At 65.1% G+C, this 19,116-nt stretch carries 23 protein-coding genes; 22 read left to right on the plus strand and 1 reads right to left on the minus strand.

The window, feature by feature from the left end:
• The first annotated feature begins 124 nt into the window (after positions 1-124).
• From ACEOAC_RS11845 to ACEOAC_RS11885, 9 genes are all read left to right on the plus strand, one after another.
• The gene (locus tag ACEOAC_RS11845) at positions 125-496 is read left to right on the plus strand and encodes a hypothetical protein (protein ID WP_413445715.1); all 372 of its coding nucleotides are present in this window, start codon (positions 125-127) and stop codon (positions 494-496) included.
• A 29-nt stretch (positions 497-525) separates the two neighbouring features.
• Positions 526-1,089 carry an RNA polymerase sigma factor gene (locus ACEOAC_RS11850; protein ID WP_413445716.1) on the plus strand — a complete coding sequence of 188 codons (564 nt, stop codon included), beginning with the start codon at positions 526-528 and terminating at the stop codon, positions 1,087-1,089.
• On the plus strand, positions 1,086-1,967 hold the full coding sequence (locus tag ACEOAC_RS11855) for an anti-sigma factor family protein (RefSeq protein WP_413628865.1): 882 nt from the start codon (positions 1,086-1,088) through the stop codon (positions 1,965-1,967). The genes ACEOAC_RS11850 and ACEOAC_RS11855 overlap by 4 nt, the downstream gene beginning before the upstream one ends.
• A gap of 194 nt (positions 1,968-2,161) precedes the next feature.
• Positions 2,162-2,350, plus strand: a complete 189-nt coding sequence (locus ACEOAC_RS11860) for a hypothetical protein (RefSeq protein WP_006463975.1) — start codon at positions 2,162-2,164, stop codon at positions 2,348-2,350.
• 223 nt (positions 2,351-2,573) lie between these two features.
• Positions 2,574-2,762: a YjfB family protein gene (locus tag ACEOAC_RS11865; RefSeq protein WP_006463972.1), complete on the plus strand. Its 189-nt coding sequence runs from the start codon at positions 2,574-2,576 to the stop codon at positions 2,760-2,762.
• Positions 2,763-3,030: 268 nt separating this feature from the next.
• On the plus strand, positions 3,031-3,333 hold the full coding sequence (locus ACEOAC_RS11870) for a helix-turn-helix domain-containing protein (protein ID WP_077236793.1): 303 nt from the start codon (positions 3,031-3,033) through the stop codon (positions 3,331-3,333).
• Entirely contained in the window at positions 3,330-4,670 is a 1,341-nt protein-coding gene (locus ACEOAC_RS11875; protein WP_413628866.1) for a type II toxin-antitoxin system HipA family toxin, read from the plus strand. Before ACEOAC_RS11870 ends, ACEOAC_RS11875 begins: the two co-directional genes overlap by 4 nt.
• Complete coding sequence (locus ACEOAC_RS11880) at positions 4,667-5,566, plus strand: pseudouridine synthase (protein WP_413445269.1); 900 nt, start codon at positions 4,667-4,669, stop codon at positions 5,564-5,566. The genes ACEOAC_RS11875 and ACEOAC_RS11880 overlap by 4 nt, the downstream gene beginning before the upstream one ends.
• 124 nt (positions 5,567-5,690) lie before the next feature.
• Positions 5,691-6,968: a M20/M25/M40 family metallo-hydrolase gene (locus tag ACEOAC_RS11885; protein WP_413445270.1), complete on the plus strand. Its 1,278-nt coding sequence runs from the start codon at positions 5,691-5,693 to the stop codon at positions 6,966-6,968.
• A gap of 88 nt (positions 6,969-7,056) precedes the next feature.
• Here ACEOAC_RS11885 and ACEOAC_RS11890 read toward each other — a convergent pair whose 3' ends face one another.
• Positions 7,057-7,725 (minus strand): GntR family transcriptional regulator, encoded by a 669-nt coding sequence (locus tag ACEOAC_RS11890; protein ID WP_077236797.1) that lies wholly within the window; start codon positions 7,723-7,725, stop codon positions 7,057-7,059.
• A 148-nt stretch (positions 7,726-7,873) separates the two neighbouring features.
• Here ACEOAC_RS11890 and dctP point away from each other — a divergent pair, with 148 nt between their 5' ends.
• The 13 genes from dctP to ACEOAC_RS11955 all read left to right on the plus strand — a co-directional run bounded on the left by dctP (position 7,874) and on the right by ACEOAC_RS11955 (position 19,010).
• Entirely contained in the window at positions 7,874-8,896 is a 1,023-nt protein-coding gene (gene dctP / locus ACEOAC_RS11895; protein ID WP_413445860.1) for a TRAP transporter substrate-binding protein DctP, read from the plus strand.
• Positions 8,893-9,471, plus strand: a complete 579-nt coding sequence (locus ACEOAC_RS11900; RefSeq protein ID WP_413628867.1) for a TRAP transporter small permease — start codon at positions 8,893-8,895, stop codon at positions 9,469-9,471. Before dctP ends, ACEOAC_RS11900 begins: the two co-directional genes overlap by 4 nt.
• The gene (locus ACEOAC_RS11905) at positions 9,468-10,817 is read left to right on the plus strand and encodes a TRAP transporter large permease (RefSeq protein ID WP_234293762.1); all 1,350 of its coding nucleotides are present in this window, start codon (positions 9,468-9,470) and stop codon (positions 10,815-10,817) included. The genes ACEOAC_RS11900 and ACEOAC_RS11905 overlap by 4 nt, the downstream gene beginning before the upstream one ends.
• Positions 10,818-12,485, plus strand: coding sequence for a malonate decarboxylase subunit alpha (gene mdcA, locus ACEOAC_RS11910; protein WP_006463963.1), 1,668 nt, complete (start codon positions 10,818-10,820; stop codon positions 12,483-12,485). It begins immediately after the preceding gene.
• A 38-nt stretch (positions 12,486-12,523) separates the two neighbouring features.
• Entirely contained in the window at positions 12,524-12,838 is a 315-nt protein-coding gene (gene mdcC / locus ACEOAC_RS11915; protein ID WP_006463962.1) for a malonate decarboxylase acyl carrier protein, read from the plus strand.
• Positions 12,835-13,740: a biotin-independent malonate decarboxylase subunit beta gene (locus ACEOAC_RS11920; protein WP_413445344.1), complete on the plus strand. Its 906-nt coding sequence runs from the start codon at positions 12,835-12,837 to the stop codon at positions 13,738-13,740. The genes mdcC and ACEOAC_RS11920 overlap by 4 nt, the downstream gene beginning before the upstream one ends.
• A 9-nt stretch (positions 13,741-13,749) precedes the next feature.
• The gene (gene mdcE / locus ACEOAC_RS11925) at positions 13,750-14,490 is read left to right on the plus strand and encodes a biotin-independent malonate decarboxylase subunit gamma (protein WP_413628868.1); all 741 of its coding nucleotides are present in this window, start codon (positions 13,750-13,752) and stop codon (positions 14,488-14,490) included.
• Positions 14,487-15,206: a malonate decarboxylase holo-[acyl-carrier-protein] synthase gene (gene mdcG, locus ACEOAC_RS11930; protein WP_413628869.1), complete on the plus strand. Its 720-nt coding sequence runs from the start codon at positions 14,487-14,489 to the stop codon at positions 15,204-15,206. The genes mdcE and mdcG overlap by 4 nt, the downstream gene beginning before the upstream one ends.
• Positions 15,194-16,132, plus strand: a complete 939-nt coding sequence (gene mdcB, locus ACEOAC_RS11935) for a triphosphoribosyl-dephospho-CoA synthase MdcB (RefSeq protein ID WP_413628870.1) — start codon at positions 15,194-15,196, stop codon at positions 16,130-16,132. Before mdcG ends, mdcB begins: the two co-directional genes overlap by 13 nt.
• The gene (locus tag ACEOAC_RS11940; RefSeq protein ID WP_413628871.1) at positions 16,129-17,073 is read left to right on the plus strand and encodes an ACP S-malonyltransferase; all 945 of its coding nucleotides are present in this window, start codon (positions 16,129-16,131) and stop codon (positions 17,071-17,073) included. Before mdcB ends, ACEOAC_RS11940 begins: the two co-directional genes overlap by 4 nt.
• A 243-nt stretch (positions 17,074-17,316) precedes the next feature.
• Complete coding sequence (locus ACEOAC_RS11945; RefSeq protein ID WP_006463956.1) at positions 17,317-17,565, plus strand: DUF6139 family protein; 249 nt, start codon at positions 17,317-17,319, stop codon at positions 17,563-17,565.
• A 64-nt stretch (positions 17,566-17,629) separates the two neighbouring features.
• Positions 17,630-17,872 (plus strand): hypothetical protein, encoded by a 243-nt coding sequence (locus tag ACEOAC_RS11950; protein ID WP_006463955.1) that lies wholly within the window; start codon positions 17,630-17,632, stop codon positions 17,870-17,872.
• A gap of 205 nt (positions 17,873-18,077) precedes the next feature.
• Positions 18,078-19,010: a 2-hydroxyacid dehydrogenase gene (locus ACEOAC_RS11955; RefSeq protein WP_413628872.1), complete on the plus strand. Its 933-nt coding sequence runs from the start codon at positions 18,078-18,080 to the stop codon at positions 19,008-19,010.
• The last annotated feature ends 106 nt before the right edge of the window (positions 19,011-19,116 follow it).

Consider the following 19,116-nt stretch of genomic DNA (forward strand, 5'->3'; position numbering starts at 1 on the left):
GGCTCAGGTAAAAATATTTTTGCAGGGACGGGAATAATGCAGGGGCCGGCCGCGTATACGTCGGCATGGGTATGGCATAACGCGTAACCCGTAACCTGTAAGCCCACCAAGAAAAGGAAATGACATGAGACTGCTCGCAAGCTCCCTGCTGGCCCTGGCCTGCGCCTCGGCATCCCTGACCGCCTCCGCCCAGAGTGCTGGCGTCAAGACCATGGACGGCATCCTGGTCGATGCCAAGGGCATGACCGTCTATACCTTCGACAAGGACACCGCCAACAGCGGCAAGAGCGTCTGCAATGGCCCTTGCGCCAAGCTGTGGCCGCCGGTGGCGCCCATGGGCACGCCCGCCGCGCCGTATTCCACCGTGACCCGCGACGACGGCAGCGCCCAGCTGGCCTATCAGGGCAAGCCGCTGTACCTGTATGAAGCCGACAAGAAGCCCGGTGAGCGCACCGGCGACAACTTCAAGGACATCTGGCACGTGGTCAAGCCCTGAGCTGAGCCGCCAGGCATCGGGAGCGCCCCATGTTCGGACGCAAGGCCAGGCTGGAACGGCAACAGCGCGAACGACAGGCCGACGAGCAAGCCATGCTCGCCTGCCTGCCGCGCCTGCGCCGCTACGCCCGGGCCCTGACCGGTGAACGCGAGGGCGCCGACGATCTGGTGCAGGACACGCTGGAACGCGCCTGGCAAAAGCGCGATAGCTGGAAGCGCGGCACCGACATGCGTCCCTGGCTGTTCGCCATCATGCATAACCTGCACGCCGACCAGCGCCGCAAGCCGGTGCTCAATACGGTGGAGCTGGAACTGGAGCAGGCGGAGACCATCGCGGCCCCCGCGCCGGCTACCGACCAGGGGCTGGCGCTGGACCTGGAAGCGGCCCTGCAGGCGCTGCCGGCCGAACAGCGTGAAGTCCTGTTGCTGGTGGTGCTGGAAGAAATGCGTTACGAGGATGTCGCAGTGACCCTGGGCATACCGACCGGTACCGTCATGTCGCGCCTGTCACGCGCCCGCGAGCGCCTGCGCCACGCCATGGACGGAGCGGGTGGCCTGGGTAGCGCCGGTTCGACCCTGAAGGTGGTGAAATGAAGACCCCGGCAATTTCCGAAGAAGAGCTGCATGCCTATGCCGACGGCCAGTTGCCGGCATCGCGTGCCGGTGAAATCGCCGCCTGGCTGGAGCAGGACCCCGCGCACGCCGCGGAGTTGCAGCAGGTGCGCGCCTGGCGCGCCCAGAATCGCGCCTTGCATGCGCACTACGACCCGGTGCTGGAAGAAGCACTACCCCCCCGCCTGGCGGCTGCGGTGCTGGCAGGCGGTGAAGAATATCGCCGCCGTGATAAGGGCGCAGCCGCCAATGCCGCTAATGCCGCCAATAGCGCGCTCTGGTGGCGCTACGCCGCCATGCTGCTATTGACCCTGGCCGGTGGCCTGGGCGGCTGGTACCTGCGTGACCTGAGCGCCGGCGGCAATGCGCGCACTCTCGTGGCCTCCGCCCCGGTGATGCTGGCACGCCAGGCTGCAGTGGCCCATACCGTCTTCAGCGCCGACCTGCGGCGCCCGGTGGAAGTTGGCGCCGACCAGGAGCAGGCCCTGGTGACCTGGCTGTCGCGCCGGCTGGGCGCCAATGTGCGCGCCCCCAAGCTGGCCCCGCTGGGCTATGACCTGATCGGCGGTCGCCTGCTGCCCGGCCAGAGCGGACCGGTGGCACAGTTCATGTACCAGGATGCGGCCGGTCAGCGGCTCACCCTGTATGTCTCGCACGACCAGGTGCAGAACCACGAGACGGGCTTCCGTTTCGCCCAGGAAGGTCGCGTCAACGTCTTCTACTGGATCGACGGCCAGTTCGGCTACGCCCTCTCCGGCAGTCTCGCCCGCCCGGAACTCTCGCGCATCGCCAGTTCGGTTTACGAACAACTTGCGCCCGTAGTGGCCACTCCCGCCCCGGCCCCGGCGGCGCCCAACTGAATGACTCCGCTACCCGGTTTACAAGTGCAAAAGCGGGTAAGGAAGGGGTAATCACCGTCAAGGGACGCTGCCCGGCTGCCGCTAACACATTCACCCATGACGTAAAGCCTGTACCGCCGTGCAGGGGGGAATCTGGAAACACGGACGGGCAGGCCGCGTCATGGCCCCGTTGCAGTTCACACAAGGAGTTTCATATGGAGCTAGCAACGCTCGCCAGCGGCGCAGCAACGGCCTGGCTGGCCGACAAGGCGGCGCAGTCCGTCGGCATTGATCTGGGCAAGGTCGCCAAGACGGCGGTGGATGATGTGATCGGTGCAGCCACGACCGTGGCGCGCCTACCGGCCAATATCAATATCGGCCGCATCATCAATACCATCGTCTAGGCAGACAGGGCGCGCAGGATGGCGCTCAGTGAATGGCAGCACTTGATCGCACCCTTCGGGGTGCGATTTTTTTTGCAGCGAGGATGCGTTTCACATCGGCATAGCAGGGAAGACAACATCTCGAAAAATTTCTTGATTGACGTAAAGAAACGCGATTCAATGCCGTAATTGAAGCACCGGGCCGGGGATTTTCTGGTTCGGTTTCCCCCAAAAGGAGAGATCCATGGATATCAACCAAATCGCATCGGTCGCCACCAGCCTGGCCTCGGCGCAGACTTCGGACTCAGTCAACATGCTGGTCCTGAAGAAGGCGCTGGATAGCCAGGCCGCTGCGGCTGTCGGTATGCTTCAGGCATTGCCGCAGTTGCCGGCCAATCCCAATATTGGCCGCAACGTCAATACGACCGCCTGAGTGCTTGCACAGACTTTTAAAATCGCAGTCTCCGGACTGCGATTTTTTTTGCCTGTTTGCCGGATGCTTCACCTGAGTTAGGTGCGGCGCTACGCCTTCCAAGCTGCAAGCCCGTTCGGAGTGGTCAGCTCTGAAGGGAACTTCATATTATCAAAAAATAACAATAAATTAGGTAATTACTAAAAAGTCCAATTAAATAGACTTGCCAATCACAGAATGACCAATATAATGGACTTCAAGAGGAAAGCCCATTTCATTGGATCAAAAGATGACCAACCTGCAAGACATCGGCCAGCGCATCCGCACCGCCCGCAAGGAGCAGGGGCTGACGGCCATCGAACTGGCGGCGCGCACCGGCATGCATCGCAACACCTTGCTGGCGCTGGAAACCGGGCGCGGCAACATCGAGCTGGTCAAGTTGCTGGCCCTGTGCGACGAACTGGACCTGGACCTGTTGCTCCTGCCCCGTCAGGCGGCCAGCCAGCGGGCGGCCGAGAGCCAGGGGGCAGGCAGCCAGACCGAACTGGGCCAGCGCCTGCAGGCGCTCATGGGCAGGGGAGGCGAGGCATGAGCATGTTGCGTTCGCTGCGCATCCGCCTGGGCCAGACTGAGGTGGGCTCGCTGTTCGCGCTGGATGACGGTCGCTGCTATTTCCGCTTTGACGATGCCTACGCCCTGCTCGGACCTCAGCGGCCGGTACTCTCCCAGCTCTACCTGGCCTCCACCGAGGAGCGTACCCTGGCTCAGTTGCTCGATCCCACCCTGACCGTGAATCGGGGCGACGGACGCGGCGGATTGCCGCCGTTCTTCCAGAACCTCTTGCCCGAAGGCCAGTTGCGCAAGCACCTGATCCAGCGCGCCGGTCTGGCGCCGGATGACGAATTCGGCCTGCTGGCCTATTGCGGCCGGGACTTGCCCGGCGACGTCTCGGCCCTGGCCGAAGAACTGGACGAGCGGGGAATGGGCAGGCTCTTGGGGCAGGGGCATGACAGCTACGAAATGAGCTCCGGCCAGTTGCCGGTGCCGGGCGGGGAATCGCTCTCCGGCGTGCAGCCCAAGCTGGCCCTGGTGAAGGAGGCGGGCGGGCGCTACGTGATGCGCTCCAAAGACAGCCACGGCAGCCACTTCATCGCCAAGCTGCCGGCCACCGACTATCCCAACATGCCGCAGGTGGAATTCTCGTCCCTGACACTGGCCGCCGCTGCCGGCGTGAATACGTGCAGTTTCAGCCTGGAGCCCCTGTCGGCCATCGCCGATCACCTGCCCTTCGGGCTGCGCAACGATGCCAGCCGTTTCCTGCTGGTACAGCGCTTCGACCGCGATGCGCCCACTCCCACCGGGCGTCTGCACATGGAGGATTTCGCCCAGATTACCGGCACCGCGCCGGGCGCCAAGTACGTCGGGACCTATGCCGCACTCGGTGTGGTGCTGGCCGAGCGCAGCACGCGTGGGGTCGAGGATGTCTACGAATTGCTGCGGCGGATCAAGGTCAACGAACTGCTGGGCAACTTCGACGCCCACCTGAAGAACTTCAGCCTGCTCTACCACACGCCCCAGGCAGCCTCCCTGTCGCCGGCCTATGACATCGTGGCCTATGCCGCCTATGTCGGCGGCGATGGGCATGCACTGGCCTTCCTGCCGGGGCAGAAGGGCAAGCAATTGCTCACCCCCGCCATCCTGCGCCAGTTGGCCAACGTGTGGCGCCTGCCGGAAGCCAGGTTGCAGGCGGTGCTGGTGGAGACGGTGGACCGCGCCATGACGCACTGGCCAGCCCTGATCGACAGCCTGCCCTTGACCGAGGCCCAGCGCGCCAGGTTGCTGGCCCATCTGGAGGCCAATGCCAGCGTCGTCGCCTGGCGTCGTCGCGCCGCCCGCAAGAAGAGCGCGTCCGGCGGGGAGGGCGCATGAGGCCTACCCCGACCCTGCCCATGCGCAACGGCCTCTCGCCCAGCTACCTGTGGCTGCAGCCGGGCCCGTGGCGCGACATGCTGTCCTTCCTGGCCGAACGCTTTCCGGCCGTGCCGGCCACTATTTGGCGCGAGCGCCTGTTACGCGGCGAGGTGCGCAACCAGCACGGCGAAGCGCTGCGTCCGGAGTCAGCCTATCGCAGCGGCGACTGCATTTTCTACTACCGTGAACTGCCGCAGGGCGAGCCGCGTATCCCGGTCGAGGAAAAGATCCTGCACCTCGACGAGCACCTGCTGGTGGCCGACAAGCCGCATTTCCTGCCGGTGATCCCGACCGGGCGCTTCGTGCAGGAGACGCTGCTGGTCCGGCTCAAGCAAGCTACCGGTCTGCAGGACCTGGTCCCCATCCACCGGCTGGACCGCGAGACCGCAGGCGTGATCGTCTTTTCGCACCAGCCGGCCAGCCGGGGCAAGTACCAGTCGATGTTCCAGCAACGCGCCATGTTCAAGGTCTACGAAGCCATTGCCCCCTTGCGGGCCGACCTGGAGCTGCCGCGCGTGCATCGTAGCCGGGTGGAGGAAATCCCGGAGCAGTTCTTCAAGATGCATGAAGCCGAGGGCCCGCCCAATTCGGAAACCCATATTTCCCTGATCGAGCAGCGCGGGGAGCTGGGTCTGTACCGGCTGGAACCGGTCACCGGCCGGCGCCATCAGTTGCGGGTGCACATGGCCTCGCTGGGCATCCCCATCGTCAACGACCTGTTCTACCCGCACGCGGTGCCGGTGGGCGTGGCCGATGACCTCGACCGCCCCCTGAAGCTGCTGGCCCGCTCCCTTTTCTTCATCGATCCACTCGATGGCAGTGAACGCCACTTCACCAGCGAACGCAGTCTGTGAATCGGCGTCACCCACAACCAGCCACACCCACAACCAGCCACACCCACAACCAGCCACACCCACAACCAGCCTCACCAACAGGGATGATCACAATCCCGCCCATCCACCCAAGGAGAACCCCCGCATGAAAGCTTTCACCCAACTGCGTTGCACGGCCCTGGTCGCCGCCCTCTGCCTGCCCGTGCTGGTACAGGCCGCTCCCGTGGAGCCGGTCTACGGCATGGCCCGCCAGGAACAGGCCGGCCTGCTGGACACCCTGCGCGAACTGGTGAGTATCGAATCCGGCAGCAAGGACCTGGAAGGCCTGGCGCAACTGGCCGGCCTGATCAAGCAGAAGCTGGAGGCGCTGGGCGGCAAGGTGCAGTTGCTGGACGCGCCCGAGGTCTATCGCATGGACGATACTCCCGAGAAGCTGGGCCAGATCGTCCATGCCGAATTCAAGGGCAACGGCAAGCGCAAGATCATGCTGATTGCCCACATGGATACGGTCTACCTGCGCGGCATGCTCAAGGACCAGCCCTTCCGCGTCGATGGCAACAAGGCCTACGGGCTGGGCATTGCCGACGACAAGCAGGGCATCGCGACCATCCTGCATACGGTGGCCATCCTGCAGAAGGCGGGTTTCAAGGACTACGACACCCTGACCGTGCTGATCAACGGTGACGAGGAAATCAGTTCGCCCGGCGGACGCTTCCTGCATACCCGGCTGGGCGCGGAGCAGGACGTGGTGTTGTCGTATGAGGGCGGCGGTGCCGACGGCCAGTTGCGCCTGGCCACCAGCGGTATTGGCGCGGCCTACCTGGAGGTGAAGGGCAAGTCCTCGCACGCCGGTGCAGCGCCTGAGAAGGGTGTCAACGCCTTATATGAACTTTCGCACCAGTTGCTGCAGTTGAATCAGCTTTCCCAGCCCGAGCGTGGCCTGAAACTGAACTGGACCGTCGCCCAGGCCGGTAGCAACCGCAACGTGATCCCGGCCCAGGCCAGCGCCCAGGCCGATGCGCGGGCGCTGAAGGTGAGCGACTTCGAGCAGTTGCAGCAGGCCCTGGCCGAAGGGGTGAAAAAGCAGTTGATTCCGGAAGCCAAGGTGAGCGTCAAGTTCGAACTGCGTCGCCCGCCGCTGGAAGCCACGCCGGCGTCGCGTCAGCTGGCCAATTACGCCCGCACCATCTACCAGGAAATCGACATGCCGCTGAAGGTGGCGGAGGTGGCCACCGGTGGCGGCACCGACGCGGCATTTGCCGCCTTGAAGAGCAAGGGCGCGGTGATCGAGGGCATGGGTTTGAGCGGCTTTGGCGCCCACTCCAATGATGCCGAATACGTGCTGCTCGATACCATCGTGCCGCGCCTGTACCTGTCCTCCCGACTCATCATGGATATTGCACAGGACAAGGTGAAGAAGTGAAGTAAAGCGCTTGCCAGGCTGGAGGCAACATCAGCAAAAAACGGCGCCCACGGGCGCCGTTTGTCATTTCAGGAAAGCAGGAAAGCAGTCAGGCCGCCGACTTCAGCTGGTGCAGCGACGCCACCAGATCGGCAAAGCGTTGTCCCTGGATCATGATGTGGTGGCGCAGGACCTCCACCGTCTTCTCGGCATCGCCGGCGATGATGGCATCGACCGCGGCCTGGTGCTCATCGAAGGACATCTTCAGGCGGTCCCGCACCCGCAGCTGCAGGCGCCGATAGGGCCGCAGGCGACGGTGCAGAGCGCGCGCCTGGTCGGCCAGGAAGCCGTTGTGGCTGCCGGCGTAGATGTGGTCGTGGAAGGCCTCGTTGAGGTAGAAGTAGGCGTCCGGATCGCTGGCGTCGCGCGCCGCCTGGCAGGCCTGGTGCGCCGCCAGCAGTTCGACGTGCTCGGCCGGCGTCATCCGGCGCGCCGCCAGGCGGCCGCACATGGCCTCGAATTCGGCCATCACCTCGAACATCTCGATCAATTGCTGCGGGCCGATCTCGGCCACGATGGCGCCCCGGCGCGGACGCATCTCGACGATGCCCATCGAGGCCAGCTGGATCAGCGCCTCGCGGATGGGCGTGCGCGAGACCCCGAATTCCTCGGCCAGCGAGGTTTCATCGAGATGCTGACCGGGTGCCAGCTTGCCCACGGCAATCATCTCTTCTATCGATTCGCGCAGGGTTTCGGAGCGGGTCTTGGGGGTGTCCATGATCAAGTTGCCTTTAAAGCAAGCATTGTAAAGGGAATGCGATCCACAGGATTAATGCTTGACAATGTATGCGTTTAAAACGAAATTGTATACACGATGAGAGCATAAAAACACACGTAGTTCCATCAATCCTGGAGGAGACACCCGCATGAGCGCATTCACCCGCCGCCAATTCCTTGGCACACTCGCCGCCGCACCGCTTGCCAGCACCATTCCATCCGCCTGGGCGCAATCGGCCAGCCTGAAGATTTCACACCAGTTTCCCGGTGGCACCATCACCGAGGGCGATTTCCGCGATCGTCTGGTGCGCATGTTTGCCCAGCAGGTCAGCGAGCGCAGCAAGGGCGCGCTGAAGTTCGAGATCTATCCCGGTTCGTCGCTGATGAAGACCAACGCGCAGTTCTCGGCCATGCGCAAGGGCGCGCTGGACATGTCGCTGGTGCCGCTGAACTACGCCGGTGGCGAAGTCCCGGAAACCAATATCGGCCTGATGCCCGGCCTGGTGACCTCCTATCAGCAGGGCGCGGCCTGGAAGAATGCCGAAGTCGGCAAGGAGCTGGCCCGGGTGCTGGGCGAGAAGGGCGTGGTCATCGTCAGCTGGATCTGGCAGGCCGGGGGCGTGGCCTCGCGCGGCAAGCCCATCGTCGATCCGGCCGATGCCAAGGGCATGAAGGTGCGCGGCGGCTCCCGCGAGATGGACCTGATCCTGAAGGAAGCCGGTGCGGCCGTGGTCACGCTGCCTTCCAACGAAATCTATGCCGCCATGCAGACCGGGGCCATGGATGCGGCGATGACCTCGTCGACGTCCTTCATGTCGTTCCGCCTGGAAGAGGTCGCCAAGGCCCTCACCACCGGCCGTGACAAAGCCTACTGGTACATGTTCGAACCGCTGATGATGTCCAAGGCCGTCTTCGACAAGCTGCCCAAGGACCAGCAGGCGGTCATCATGACCGTGGGTGCCGAAATGGAACAGTTCGCCACCAAGGCGGCGCAGGCCGACGATATCGCCGTGGCCCAGGTGTACCAGAAGGCGGGCGCCAAGGTGGTCGATCTGAATGCCGAGGTCGTCAAGAAGTGGCAGGACATCGCCCGCAATACCGCCTGGAAGGACTTCGCCGGCCGTAATGCCAGCTGCGCCAAGCTGCTGGCCCTGGCGGAGAAGACCGTATGAGCCACGGTTTCGAGATGCCCGGCGCGGCTGCCGCGCGCCCGGCCGTCCCCGCCAGCGCCCCGGTGGCCTGGCTGGCGGCCTTCCTGCGGGGCTACCACCGGGTGGCCGTGTTCCTGGGCATGATTGCGCTGCTGGTGACGTCCTGCATCCTCACCTATTCGGTGGTGGTGCGCTATTTCTTCCACCAGCCCACCGACTGGCAGGACGAGGCATCGGTGTTCATGCTGGTGGGGGTGATCTTCCTGTGCTCGGCCTATGTGCAATCGCTGCGTGGGCATATCGGTATCGAGGCCCTGGCCGGCATGCTCTCGCCGCTGGCCAACAAGGTGCGCATGTTCATCGTCGACCTGGTGTCGCTGGCCTTCTGCGCCTTCTTCACCTGGAAGTCGTGGGCGCTGTTCCATGAAGCCTGGGTGGAAGGGCAGACCACCTCGTCCACCTTCGCTCCGCCGCTGTGGATTCCGTATTCGCTCATGGCACTGGGCATGAGCATGCTGACCCTGCAACTGCTGGTGCAGGTGCTGGTGCGCATTACCGGTACCGTTCCCGCCCCGCAGGCTGGAGGTGCGCAATGAGTCCGCTGACCCTGGGTGTGCTCTATGGCGTGGTCACCATCCTGGTGATGTGCTCGGGCATGCCGATCGCTTTCGCGCTGGGCGTGGTGGCGACCGGTTTCATGTATTTCTTCATGCCCGAATCCTCGCTCGATACCATCACGCAGAACGTCTATGAGGAAATCGCTTCCATCACCTTGCTGTCCATTCCGCTGTTCATCCTGAAGGGGGCGGCCATCGGCAAATCACCGGCGGGCAAGGACCTGTATTCGGCCATCCATGCGTGGTTGAACAAGGTGCCGGGCGGCCTGGGCATCGCCAACGTCTTCGCCTGCGCGCTGTTTGCGGCCATGGCCGGTTCCTCGCCGGCGACCTGCTCGGCGATCGGCTCGGCCGGTATCCCGGAGATGCGTCGCCGTGGTTATTCGCCCGGGTTTGCGGCCGGCATCATTGCTGCCGGCGGTACGCTGGGCATCCTGCTGCCGCCCTCGATCACCATGATCCTGTACGCAGTGGCGGCCGAGCAGTCGCTGGGACGGCTGTTCCTGGCCGGTATCGGCCCGGGCGTGCTGCTGGTGTTCCTGTTTGCCGGTTATGCCGTCTATCGGGCGCGCAAGGAGTACAAGCTGGCCCATGCGGTCTATACGGCCGGTGGCAGCAAGTCGGCCTACCTGGATGACGAGCATTTCACGCTGGCGCAGAAGGTGGAGATGCTGCCTCGCGTGCTGCCTTTCCTGATCCTGCTGATCGGTGTGATGGTGGCGCTCTATGGCGGCCTGGCCACGCCCTCCGAAACCGCCGGCCTGGGTGCGCTGCTGGCGCTGGTGCTGATCGCCATCGTCTATCGCATCTACAAGCCGCGCGAGATTGCACCCTTCCTCAGTTCTACCATCAAGGAATCGGGCATGCTGTTGTTGATCATCGGCATGTCGCTGCTGTATTCCTACGTGATGAGCTACCTGCACATCAGCCAGTCGGCGGCGCAGTGGGTCGTGGACCTGCACCTGTCCAAGTGGTTGTTGCTGGCGGTGATCCTGGGGATGGTGATCGTGCTGGGCTTCTTCCTGCCGCCGGTGTCGATCATCCTGATGACGGCCCCCATCATCCTGCCGCCGCTGAAGGCCGCCGGCTTCGACCTGATCTGGTTCGGCATCGTCATGACGGTGGTCATGGAGATGGGCCTTATCCACCCGCCGGTGGGGCTGAACCTGTTCGTGATCAAGAACATCGCACCCGACATCGCCTTGGGCGATGTGATCAAGGGTACGATTCCTTTCCTGGCGCTGATGTTCCTTGCGGTCCTGCTCTTGTGCATGTTCCCGGGCATCGCGACCTTATTGCCTGATCTGTTGATGGGAGCCAAGTAAATGAGTAGTAGCGAACGCGTGTGGAATGCGCGCCAGAAGAACCGTGAACAGCGGCTGGCACGCGCCACCGCCGCATTGGGAAGCCAGTTGCAGGGCAAGATCGCCCCTGCGGAAAAACTGGCCGACCTGCTGTATGCGGTGCTGGAAAACGGTGACCGAGTCTGTGTCGAGGGCAACAACCAGAAACAGGCGGATTTCCTCGCCAAGGGTCTGGCCGCACTCGACCCGGCACGGGTGAACGGCTTGCACATGCTGTTCTCGGTGCTGGCCTTGCCGGAACACCTGGACGTGTTCGAACGGGGCATCGCCGACCGCCTGGACTTTTCCTTCTCCGGCCCGCAGGCCGGCCGCCTGGCCAAGCTGGCCTCGGCCGGCAAGCTCAACATCGGCGCCATCCATACCTACCTGGAACTGTTCGGCCGCTATTTCACCGACCTCACGCCGCGCGTGGCGCTGGTGGCCGCGCAGGCGGCCGACCGCCACGGCAATCTCTACACCGGCCCCAATACCGAAGACACGCCGGCGATCGCCGAGGCCACGGCCTTTTCCAGCGGCATCGTCATCGCCCAGGTCAACGAGATCGTCGATGTGCTGCCCCGCGTGGATATCCCGGCCGACTGGGTCGGCTTTGCCATCCAGGCGCCTACGCCGCATTACATCGAACCACTGTTCACCCGCGACCCGGCGCAGATTTCCGAGATCCAGGTCCTGATGGCGATGATGGCCATCAAGGGCATCTATGCCGAATACGGGGTGCAGCGCCTGAACCACGGCATCGGCTTCGATACCGCCGCCATCGAACTGATCCTGCCGACCTATGCCGAATCGCTGGGCCTGCGCGGCAAGATCTGCAAGCATTGGGCGCTGAACCCGCACCCGGCGCTGATCCCCGCCATCGAAGCCGGGTTTGTGGAATCGATCCATTCCTTCGGTTCCGAACTGGGGATGGAAGACTACATCCGCGCCCGGCCCGATGTGTTCTTCGTCGGCCCCGACGGCTCCATGCGCAGCAACCGCGCCTTTTCGCAGACGGCCGGGCATTATGGCTGCGACATGTTCATCGGCTCCACCCTGCAGATTGACTTGCAGGGCAATTCCTCCACGGCCACCCTCGGGCGCATTGCCGGCTTCGGCGGCGCACCCAACATGGGTGCCGATGCACGTGGCCGGCGCCACGCCAGCGAGGCCTGGCTCAAGGCCGGCCAGCAGGCCCGCGCCGGACGCAATACCATCCCGCGTGGCCAGAAACTGGTGGTGCAGACGGTGGAAACCTTCCGCGAACACATGCAGCCGGCCTTCGTCGAAAAACTCGATGCCTGGCAACTGGGCGAGCAGGCCAGGATGCCCATCCCGCCGGTGATGATCTACGGTGACGACGTCACCCACATCCTCACCGAAGAGGGCATCGCCAACCTGCTGCTATGCCGCACCGACGAAGAGCGCGAACAGGCCATCCGTGGCGTGGCCGGCTATACCGCCGTGGGCATGGGACGCGACAAGCGGATGGTGGAAAACCTGCGCGACCGTGGCATCATCCGGCGCGCCGAAGACCTGGGCGTGGACAAGCGCCTGGCCACCCGCGACCTGCTGGCGGCCAAGAACATGAAAGACCTGGTGCGCGCCTCCGGCGGACTGTACAACCCGCCCAAGCGCTTCCGGAACTGGTAAGCAAAGACAAGTCACTGGCAAGCAATCGGAACAAGACGATGGAAACTCTGAATTTTCGCTTTGAACAAGGACGCCGCCGCCTGAAGGCTGCGCCCGAACTGGTGGGCGTGGTCAGCTCCGGCAATCTGGAAGTGCTGATCGAGAATGTCGATCTCAAGGGCGCCTGCGCGATCGAGATCAAGACCGCCGCCCGTGGTTTCGGCGCCATCTGGGAGGCGGTGGTGGGCGACTTCCAGCAGCGCTGGCAACTGGCCGATGCGCGCATCTCCATCAACGACATGGGCGCCACGCCTGCCGTGGTCAGCCTGCGCCTGGACCAGGCGGTGGAAGCCATGGTCGAGGAGGGTGCATGAGCGCGAGCTATCTGGAAGCCACGGCCCGGGAACGCATCCTGGCCTTGCTCGATGCCGGCAGTTTCAATGAACTGTTGCCGCCCGCGCAGCGGGTGGTGAGCCCGCATCTGGGGCAACTGGATGCACCGGTGTCCTTCGACGACGGCGTCATCATCGGCGAAGGCCTGCTGGGCGGACGCCCGGTGATGGCCGCCGCGCAGGAAGGCGGCTTCATGGGCGGGGCGGTGGGCGAGGTGCACGGTGCCAAGCTGGTCGGCCTGATCAAGCGCGCCGTCCGCAAGCAGGTGGCCGGCGTGGTCCTGTTGCTGGAGACCGGTGGTGTGCGCCTGCACGAAGCCAATGCCGGCCTGATCGCCGTCTCCGAGGTGATGCGCGCCGTGCTGGAAGCCCGTGCCGCCGGCATCCCCGTGATTGTGCTGGTGGGTGGTGCCAATGGCTGCTTCGGTGGCCTGGGCATCGTCGCCCGCTGCGCCAACACGGTCATCATGTCCGAAGAGGGAAGGCTGGCCATGTCCGGGCCGGAAGTGATCGAGACCGCCAACGGCGTGGAGGAGTTCGACTCGCGCGATCGCGCCCTGGTCTGGCGCACCACCGGCGGCAAGCATCGCTACCTGATCGGCGATTGCCAGCAACTGGTGGGTGACGACACCGAGGCCTTCCGTCAGGCCGCCATGGATGCCCTGACTGCGCTGGCCCAGTCCGGCGCGCCAGAGCTGACATTGGCGGCGCTGGAAGCTGAGCAGGAAATGCTGCGTCGTCGCATCGCCACCTTCGGCCATGCCGAGGACCCGATGGATATCTGGGCCGAGCTGGGCGTGGAACGCCCTGAGACAGTGCCGATGCTGGAAGCGGCGGCCTTTACCGCCATGGTCCAGGGCCTGCGCATTCCCTTCAAAGCCTGAGAGAGAGCCATGAGTCAAACACCCACCCCGAGCCAGGTCGACTGGCGCGCGCTGGCACAGACCCTGTTCCCGCAGGGCCAGCAGATCAGCGAGAAGGACCACTTCCTCTCCGGCACCGCCCAGGTCGATGGTCGCACCGTCACCGTGGTCGGCACCACCGGTCACACGCCTATCGGCATCGAGATCGCGCTGGCCCAGGCCAGCGTCATCCTGCAGACTGTGCGCGAGCATCCTGGTCGACCCATCGTGATCCTGGTCGATACCCAGGGCCAGCGTCTGCGTCACCGCGACGAAATGCTGGGCATCAACAGCTACATGGCACATCTGGGCAAGTGCGTGGAACTGGCGCGCCGCCAGGGCCACCGCGTGATCGGCCTGGTCTATGACCAGGCCCTGTCGGGCGGCTTCATCACCAGCGGCCTGATTGCCGACGCCTGCTATGCGCTGCCCGATGCCACCATCCGCGTCATGGGCCTGCCGGCCATGGCGCGCATCACCAAGGTCCCGGAAGAGCGCCTGACCGAACTGGCCAGGAGCAACCCGGTGTTTGCCCCCGGACCGGAAAACTATCTGCGTATGGGCGGCGTGGCCGAGATCTGGCACGACGACCTGGCCCAGGCCCTGAGCGCGGCGCTGGCTACCGATTACCGCGCCGACACCCGCGCCGCCGTGGGGTTGGAGCGGGGCGGACGCAAGTGGGCGCAGCGCGTCATCCAGGCCGTAGCCAATGATGTGCCGCTGAACGGATGAGTCCGTCGCAACATCCCGGGCGGCACCACCTGTTCTGGTTGCACGACGCCGCCTGGCAGCGCCTGCAGCAAGACAGCGTGGACGAACGCCAGCGCGCCAGCCTGGCGCACTGGCAGCGCATGCGCTGGCCGGTGGTGGTGCGCCGCACCGATGTCGATGCGCGTGCCGATGAGCTCTGTGTCGGTATCGCGCTGCCGCCGGATGCGCAGGGCAACAAGCCCCGCATCGCGCTGCGCGTGACGCCGCAGGAAGTGGCGGCCAGTCGCGCCCCGTTCCTGTTGCGCGATATCGTGGCAGCGCGCCTGGGCGGTCTGCCCTCGTCCTGGCCGGCGGGGCTGGCCGAATTGCAGCAACACATGGAGCGCGCCGGCATCTTCCTTTCCGTGTTCGGTTCGCTAGCCTGGCAGGCAGTGACGGCCGAGCCCTACCTGCGCGCCAGTTCCGATATCGACCTGCTGTTCTGCCCGCGCAGCCGCAGCCAGCTGGAGGGCGGTGTGCGCTTGCTGGCCTGGCAGGCGATGTTCCTTCCGCTGGATGGCGAGATCGTCTTTCCCGATGGCGGCGCAGTGTCGTGGAAGGAGTGGCGGCAGGTGGCGGTACTGGGCGCGGGAGACCTGGGCCAGGTGCTGGTCAAGCGTGCCAACCGCGTCGCGCTGGAGCGGGTCGGCAGCCTGATGGCCGCTCTGCCGCAGGAGGTGCAGCCATGCGCCGCCTGATGGCACATCCGGCCACCCTGGATGCGGCCGTCCATCATCTGCAAAAGCGCCGGACCGAGCGCGACAACCTGGCCTTCTGCCGCGTGCTGGCACGGCTGGCAGTGCGCAGCCTGTATCACGAGCTGGTGCTCTATCCCAAGCCCGGCCTGGTTTCGCGGGTGGACAATGGCAGCCACACCGACATGAATGCGCTGACCTTCCTGCGCAGCCTGTTCTCGTTGCGTCATTACTTTTACCAGATCGCCGTTGCCGGCCTGGAGGCCGCGCCTTTCCACCGCCTGCAGACGCTGGCCATCAGCGCCGAGCAACGCATGCTGCGCGCCACGGGCGGAATCAACACGCATCGCGGTGCCATCTTCGCGCTGGGCATGCTGTGCGCGGCCACGGCCTGCTGTCGGGCAAGGAGGATGCCGCTGCAGCCGCAAGTCATTCGAGCCACCCTGCTGATCCACTGGGGCGATGCGCTGGCGCGCCATAGTATCGCCGGCTCGGGCGAGCAGCCTAACTCGCCGTCCAGCCATGGCCAGCAGGTCGCTGTACAGTATGCGGTGGGCGGGGCGCGGGAAGAGGGGGCGCTGGGCTTTCCGGCGGTCTTCGAGGTGGCCTTGCCGCAGTTGCAGGCCACCCTGGCCCAGGGGCGCGACTGGACCTGCGCCAGCATCGACGCCCTGTTCGCCCTGATGGCCCAGCTCAGCGATACCAACGTCTATCACCGTGGCGGTGCGGCCGGCGCGGCGCTGGTGCGTGCGCGCAGCGCCGCTTTCCTGGCCGCCGGCGGGTCGGCCCGGGCGGGATGGCAGCAGCAAGCGCTGGATTGCCACCACGCCTTCGTGGCGCAGCGCCTGTCACCGGGCGGTGCGGCCGATCTGCTGGCGGCGGCCTGTCTGTTGCATCAGGTCGGTCTGCTGGACGGTGAGCGCGGATGAGCATGCGGCTGGCGATTCTCTGTCCGGGGCAGGGCGCGCAGCATGCGGCCATGTTCGATCTGCTGAATGAGGATGCGCAGGCCGCGCTATTCCTGGCCCAATGTGATCTCGCCGGCCTGTTGCAGGCGCCGCTGCAACAGGTACTGGCGGACCCGGCCCAGCTCTACGCCAACCGCAATGCCCAGCCCCTGATCGTCGCCGCCCAGCTGGCGGCCTGGCAAGCCTTGCGCGAACCGCTGGCGGCATTGGCCGGGCCTCCGGCGGTGGTGGCCGGCTACAGCGTGGGCGAGCTATCGGCCCAGGCGATTGCCGGCGTGATCGCGGCCCCGACCACGGTCGCGCTGGCGGCACAGCGGGCCGCGTGCATGACGCAGGCTGCCAGCGCACAACCGGCGCAGGGTCTGATGGCGGTGGGCGGTATCGCGCTGGCTTCGGCACAGACCACGCTGGAACGGCATGGCGCGCACGTGGCCATCATTACCGGCGACGACACGCTCATTGCCGGGGGGAGCGACACGGCGCTGCAGGCAGCCGCTGTCGAGCTCGCCGCAATGGGAGCACGCAGCTCGGCCCTGCCGGTCGGGCTGGCCTCGCATACGCCGTTGATGCAGGCAGCGGTGGCGCCGCTGGCAGCAAGTCTGGCCGCCATGGTCAGGCAGGCCCCTGAATTCACCTTGCTGGCCGGCGTCACGGCGCAGGCTGTCGCCGATGCCCGACAGGCACAGGACCTGCTGCTGCGTCAGCTGACCGAGCCCATCCAGTGGGCGGCATGCATGGACGCCTGCGTCGAACGTGGCGTCACCGTGGCCCTGGAACTGGGGCCGGGCGCAGCGCTTTCGCGCATGCTGCGCGAACGTCATCCGCAACTGCAGTGCCGCTCCCTGGCTGATTTCCGCAGCCTTGCGGGTGCGCTGGCGTGGTTGCGGCGCCAGCTCGACTGAGCGGGCAGGGGCGCGATTTCTTCCTGGTATCGTCACAGGGGCGGTGCTATCTTGAATGAATCACGATGCAGCACCTCTGCAGGGCGGTCCGGCCTGTGGGATCAGGCTGACAGCGCAACACGCTTTGTGGCTATGGCATGCCCATTCATCGAACCAATGTGCTGCCGTCCAGTCGCACCAAGCAGGCGCACCCGGTAACCCACCGTGCAGCGCCCTCGTTCAACCCGATCAGGAGGCCCCCCGATGAAAGTCGATGTCTACAAGCGCCCGGACGGCGAAGGTCTGTTTTCCTACCTCGTCTTGCCGCACGAAAAAGCCCTACCGGAAGAAGTCACCAATACCGATTGGCAGATCCACGAGCAGAACGTGGACTTTGAACGCGACGGCAAGCGGCATTTCACTCTGGAGGCGGAGGACGCCTTCATGCAGATCGGCGAAAAGGGCTATGCCATCACCCACCTGGACCAGCGTGCCGGGGACGGCGCGGCCTGAGGGCCGGACAAAAGCGCACACAAGTGCACGCAAGTGGACGCAAGCGGACAAGAGGAGACACATCATGCCAACCGAACAAGTGGGCGACTACGAAGTCGAGTACGCGGGTGTACGCGTGATCGGCGGTGACGAATGGGTGGCGCAGGTCGCCATCTTCGGCCATTCCATCAACCCCATGCACCGCAATCCGGTGTTTCCGGTCCAGCGCGTGCTGCCTGACCAGACGTTCGCCGACGAGAAAGCAGCCGAGCAGGGCGCGCGCCAGGTGGCGCACGAGATGCTGGAAAAAGAACAGGCGCGGCATTGAGCAGGTCGCACTGAGCAAGACCACGCGCCGGCCCTGCGCCGTCGCATCCCCGACAGGCCCGGGCGCCGCATGGCGTGCCGGGCCTGTTTGCGCTGGTGGCATGGAATTCGCATGAGGGCGGTTTGACCTCTGCCGGACTGATTGCGCAATTCGCAATAGAATGGCGGGCACTGCATTTTCCTTCATCCGCATCGCCAGGCCTTTCATGAAACCGCCCTTACTCGTCCTGATCCATCTTTCCGAAGAAAGCACCGCCACCATCGCGGCCCACTATGACATCCTCTACGCGCCGGACCGCCAGCGCCGTGACGAGATGATTGCAGGCCCGGCCCGCAAGGTTGCCGTGGTGCTCACCAATGGCACCACCGGCCTGACCGCCGATGAAATGCGCGCCTTGCCGCACCTGCAACTGGTCTGCGCACTGGGTGCCGGGGTGGAGAACATCGACGCCGCGCATGCCCAGGCCCATGGCATCGAGATTGCCTCCGGAGCCGGTACCAACGAGGATTGCGTGGCCGATCACGCCATGGGGCTGCTGCTGGCCATCGTGCGCAACATCCCGGTACTGGACCGCTACACCCGCGACGGTGGCTGGCGCGAAACCATCCCGCTGCAGCCGCAACTGGCCGGCAAGCGTGTGGGCATCGTCGGCATGGGCAATATCGGCAAGAAGATCGCCCGCCGCGCCGCTGCCTTCGACGCCGACATCGCCTATTGCAACCGCAAGAAGCGCGATGATGTCGACTACCACTACTTCCCCGATGTCGCCCAACTGGCAGGCTGGGCCGACTGCCTGATCGTGGCCGCCCCCGGCGGCGCCCAGACCCGGCACCTGATCAATGCGCGGGTGCTGGAAGAGCTCGGCCCCCACGGTTACCTGGTCAATATCGGTCGCGGCAGCGTGGTCGATACCGAAGCCCTGGCCGCGGCACTGGCCGCCGGCCGCGTGGCCGGTGCCGGCCTGGACGTCTACGAAGGCGAACCGAAACCGCCGGCAGCCCTGATCGGCTTGCCCAATGTGGTATTGACGCCGCACGTGGCCGGCTGGTCGCCGGAGGCCATCAGCGCCTCGGTACGCCAGTTCCTGCGCAATTGCGAGGAGCATTTCGCCGCAGCCGAGCCGGTGGTGCGGGCCTGAACGGGAGCGGCCCTGACCGTGGACGCGAGTTTTTTTGCCATGGCAGGGCTGGCTGGCCGATAATGTCGGCCGCAGTCGGCTTTCCTCCACGAAAGCCGGCCGTGCC

The sequence above is a fragment of the Herbaspirillum frisingense genome, from assembly GCF_047325095.1.
In the GTDB taxonomy this organism is placed as follows: domain Bacteria; phylum Pseudomonadota; class Gammaproteobacteria; order Burkholderiales; family Burkholderiaceae_D; genus Herbaspirillum; species Herbaspirillum frisingense.

What these genes read in the sequence shown, in the direction of transcription:
- ACEOAC_RS11900 (WP_413628867.1), top strand. Translation starts at nt 8,893, where the DNA reads ATGAGCCACGGTTTCGAGATGCCCGGCGCGGCTGCCGCGCGCCCGGCC.
- mdcG (WP_413628869.1), top strand. Translation starts at nt 14,487, where the DNA reads ATGAGTCCGTCGCAACATCCCGGGCGGCACCACCTGTTCTGGTTGCAC.
- mdcE (WP_413628868.1), top strand. Translation starts at nt 13,750, where the DNA reads ATGAGTCAAACACCCACCCCGAGCCAGGTCGACTGGCGCGCGCTGGCA.
- ACEOAC_RS11880 (WP_413445269.1), top strand. Translation starts at nt 4,667, where the DNA reads ATGAGGCCTACCCCGACCCTGCCCATGCGCAACGGCCTCTCGCCCAGC.
- ACEOAC_RS11905 (WP_234293762.1), top strand. Translation starts at nt 9,468, where the DNA reads ATGAGTCCGCTGACCCTGGGTGTGCTCTATGGCGTGGTCACCATCCTG.
- ACEOAC_RS11855 (WP_413628865.1), top strand. Translation starts at nt 1,086, where the DNA reads ATGAAGACCCCGGCAATTTCCGAAGAAGAGCTGCATGCCTATGCCGAC.
- ACEOAC_RS11865 (WP_006463972.1), top strand. Translation starts at nt 2,574, where the DNA reads ATGGATATCAACCAAATCGCATCGGTCGCCACCAGCCTGGCCTCGGCG.
- ACEOAC_RS11885 (WP_413445270.1), top strand. Translation starts at nt 5,691, where the DNA reads ATGAAAGCTTTCACCCAACTGCGTTGCACGGCCCTGGTCGCCGCCCTC.
- ACEOAC_RS11845 (WP_413445715.1), top strand. Translation starts at nt 125, where the DNA reads ATGAGACTGCTCGCAAGCTCCCTGCTGGCCCTGGCCTGCGCCTCGGCA.
- ACEOAC_RS11870 (WP_077236793.1), top strand. Translation starts at nt 3,031, where the DNA reads ATGACCAACCTGCAAGACATCGGCCAGCGCATCCGCACCGCCCGCAAG.
- dctP (WP_413445860.1), top strand. Translation starts at nt 7,874, where the DNA reads ATGAGCGCATTCACCCGCCGCCAATTCCTTGGCACACTCGCCGCCGCA.
- ACEOAC_RS11850 (WP_413445716.1), top strand. Translation starts at nt 526, where the DNA reads ATGTTCGGACGCAAGGCCAGGCTGGAACGGCAACAGCGCGAACGACAG.
- ACEOAC_RS11890 (WP_077236797.1), bottom strand. Translation starts at nt 7,725, where the DNA reads ATGGACACCCCCAAGACCCGCTCCGAAACCCTGCGCGAATCGATAGAA.
- ACEOAC_RS11920 (WP_413445344.1), top strand. Translation starts at nt 12,835, where the DNA reads ATGAGCGCGAGCTATCTGGAAGCCACGGCCCGGGAACGCATCCTGGCC.
- mdcB (WP_413628870.1), top strand. Translation starts at nt 15,194, where the DNA reads ATGCGCCGCCTGATGGCACATCCGGCCACCCTGGATGCGGCCGTCCAT.
- ACEOAC_RS11950 (WP_006463955.1), top strand. Translation starts at nt 17,630, where the DNA reads ATGCCAACCGAACAAGTGGGCGACTACGAAGTCGAGTACGCGGGTGTA.
- ACEOAC_RS11875 (WP_413628866.1), top strand. Translation starts at nt 3,330, where the DNA reads ATGAGCATGTTGCGTTCGCTGCGCATCCGCCTGGGCCAGACTGAGGTG.
- ACEOAC_RS11940 (WP_413628871.1), top strand. Translation starts at nt 16,129, where the DNA reads ATGAGCATGCGGCTGGCGATTCTCTGTCCGGGGCAGGGCGCGCAGCAT.
- mdcC (WP_006463962.1), top strand. Translation starts at nt 12,524, where the DNA reads ATGGAAACTCTGAATTTTCGCTTTGAACAAGGACGCCGCCGCCTGAAG.
- ACEOAC_RS11955 (WP_413628872.1), top strand. Translation starts at nt 18,078, where the DNA reads ATGAAACCGCCCTTACTCGTCCTGATCCATCTTTCCGAAGAAAGCACC.
- mdcA (WP_006463963.1), top strand. Translation starts at nt 10,818, where the DNA reads ATGAGTAGTAGCGAACGCGTGTGGAATGCGCGCCAGAAGAACCGTGAA.
- ACEOAC_RS11945 (WP_006463956.1), top strand. Translation starts at nt 17,317, where the DNA reads ATGAAAGTCGATGTCTACAAGCGCCCGGACGGCGAAGGTCTGTTTTCC.
- ACEOAC_RS11860 (WP_006463975.1), top strand. Translation starts at nt 2,162, where the DNA reads ATGGAGCTAGCAACGCTCGCCAGCGGCGCAGCAACGGCCTGGCTGGCC.